This window comes from Mycobacterium sp. (genome assembly GCF_049585075.1).
GTDB lineage: Bacteria > Actinomycetota > Actinomycetes > Mycobacteriales > Mycobacteriaceae > Mycobacterium.
In genome coordinates this window covers 1-1,624 of record NZ_JBAUZA010000401.1, presented here as the reverse complement: position 1 = coordinate 1,624, position 1,624 = coordinate 1, and the positions used below count along the sequence as shown (strand labels likewise).

The 1,624-nt window shown below is 65.6% G+C and carries 2 protein-coding genes; one reads left to right on the top strand and one right to left on the bottom strand.

What is annotated here, in order from left to right; genetic code table 11:
- Positions 1 to 829: flavin-containing monooxygenase (locus tag WB785_RS19085; protein ID WP_424080861.1), on the bottom strand; the 829-nt coding region annotated here is incomplete at its 3' end.
- Between the two features lie 103 nt (positions 830 to 932).
- Between WB785_RS19085 and WB785_RS19080 the strand changes: the two genes are divergently transcribed.
- Positions 933 to 1,624 (top strand): thiamine pyrophosphate-binding protein (locus WB785_RS19080; RefSeq protein WP_424080860.1); only part of this gene is annotated, 692 nt, incomplete at its 3' end.

Sequence of the window (1,624 nt, the reverse complement as noted above, 5' to 3'; positions counted from 1 at the left end):
CATCGGCCAGGGTCGGGATACGGCCTTTTTGCTCCACCGTTGCCTTCAGTCCGAGCGGCGGCCGGCCGAATCCGTAAACCGAAAGGTCGCCGAACAGCAGACGATTGAGTTGCCCGATCAGCGGATCGACCATGCGCGCGGGCACTCGCGCGGAGAGCTCGAGGAAGACGTCCGACGGGATCGGCCCGATGGCACGCCGCACCAGATGTGGCGGGGTGCGCACCGCCAGCCAGATCTTGCGCGCGCCGTCGTCAGCCAGTTGCACCGCGATGTCAGCGGCGGAATTGCCTGCGCCGACAACGAGAACATCGCGGCCCCGGAACGGCCAAGCGTTGCGGAAGTCGCCCGAGTGCACGATCTGACCGGTGAAATCGGTCAAGCCGGGCCAGGGCGGGACGACGGGCGTACGGTACTTGCCGGTGGCCAGCACAACGGCTGGTGTGCGGATTTGCTCCGATGGGGTCTCGATCAGCCAGCCGCCGGCGGCACGGTCGATGCGGTTGACCTCACATCCAAGCGCAAGCGTGATGTTTTGGCGCCGCACGTAGCGGTCGAAGTAGCGGACCATGTCCTCTTTGGTTGGCCAGCGGCCGGCCGTCAGAGGAATTCGCTGCCCCGGAAGGTGCGACAAGAACCCATTGGTGTTCAGGCGAAAGTTGTCGTAGCGATTCCGCCACGAAACCGCAGGGGCTGCTGCCTTGTCGACGACGAGCGCCGAAAGCCGGTGGCGGTGCTGCAGCTCGCGTGCGACAGCTAAACCGGCCGGCCCAGCGCCAATGACGACGACGTCGGGTTTGCTCTGGTGGTGGTCGGTGAACACAGGCGGCATGACTCCCTATCCTTGGGTCCCGGCGTTAACACGGTTAACAACGATGTCTGGTTCAGTTCCGCACTTCCATGAACCGCGGCCCCCTGCGAGTCGTGTACCTGGTATGCCGAGAAATCACCGAGTGGTCGACCACATCGTCGGGCAACTCGCGGGAATCGGCGTCGAGTACATCTTCGGGGTCGACGGGGCCAACATTGAAGATCTCTACGATGCCGCCTACTTCCGGTCAGATATCACCGCGGTGCTGGCCAAGCACGAGTTCTCCGCCGCCACGATGGCCGATGGATACAGCCGCAGCGGCGTGGGGATAGGTGTCGTCGCGGCGACGTCGGGTGGCGGAGCGCTGAATCTGCTTCCGGGATTGGGCGAATCATTCACCAGCCGGGTACCGGTGTTGGCGCTGGTGGGCCAACCGGCGACCACCATGGACGGTCGGGGCAGCTTTCAGGACACCAGCGGCCGCAACGGCTCACTGAACGCCGAGGCACTGTTTTCGGCAGTGTCGGTCTTTTGCCGGCGGGTGTTGACCCCCGCCGACATTGTCACGGCGCTGCCGGCCGCGATCGCCGCGGCACAAGCGGGCGGCCCGGCAGTGTTGTTGCTGCCCAAGGACATTCAACAGTCGATCCTGCACCTCAATGGCCGCAGTGCTGGACGCCCAGCCGCCGTCGAGCGGCCGCGCCTGGCCGGCGACCCGCATCCCATTGTCCGCGCGTTGCGGCATGTAAGCGGACCGGTGACGATCATCGCCGGCGAGCAGGTGGCTCGCGATGATGCGCGAGCCGAGCTGGCGGC